Genomic DNA, 763 nt, shown 5'->3' with positions numbered 1-763 from the left:
AGCGACAACCCGCCCCAGGTGGAACGCCTGAAGGAGGCGGAGAGCCTGATCCGCGACTGGATCGCCAATGTCATCGAGCCGGGCATGGCTTTGCGCAGCCGCGCCAACTTCGGTGCGGTGCCGCTTGAGGAAATCGACAGCTATGTGTCTGCACAGGCCGGCAAGCAGTATTTCGACGCCTTCCGCGCTCTGCTGGCCGAGTTCTCGGGCATCGAAGCCAAGCTGATCGTGGAACGCCAGGCGGCTGCCAAGGCGGCCGAAGCGGCAATTGCCGATGCTTTGGCCACCATGAACGACACGCAGAACTGGACGATCCACACCTACAAGGTGATCGCAACCGCAAATGACATCATTGCCGCTGCGGTGGACATGGAAACCGGCATGCGCGGCTATCTCCTGGCCGGCCAGGATGCCTTCCTGGAGCCTTACAATGCCGGCGGCACCCGTTTCGGAGAGCTGGTTGCGGGCCTCAGTGAAACGGTGAGCGACAACCCGGCGCAGGTCGCATTGCTTGGAGAGGTGCAGGCAACAATCGACGGCTGGCGCCAGAATGTCACTGAGCCGATGATCGCGCTGCGCCGCGAGATCGGCGATGCCGCCACCATGGACGACATGGCTGACCTCGTCGGCGAAGGCCGCGGCAAGACCTATTTCGATGCCTTCCGCCAGGTGATGGCCGATTTCCAGGCCGAGGAAGAGACTCTGATGGCCGCCCGGCGCGAGGCCAATGAGGCGATCTCCTCGCAGACCCGCACCATGCTGC

The 763-nt window shown here is 63.4% G+C and carries 1 protein-coding gene; it reads left to right on the top strand.

Features of this window, described 5'->3' with window-relative positions:
- On the top strand, positions 1-763 hold a 763-nt coding region (locus RA20_RS24325; protein ID WP_039135480.1), incomplete at both ends, for a CHASE3 domain-containing protein.

The sequence above is a fragment of the Leisingera sp. ANG-Vp genome, assembly GCF_000813725.1.
Lineage (GTDB): Bacteria > Pseudomonadota > Alphaproteobacteria > Rhodobacterales > Rhodobacteraceae > Leisingera.
The sequence above is the reverse complement of the archived record's forward strand: the minus strand, read 5'-3'. Positions and strand labels throughout refer to the sequence as shown.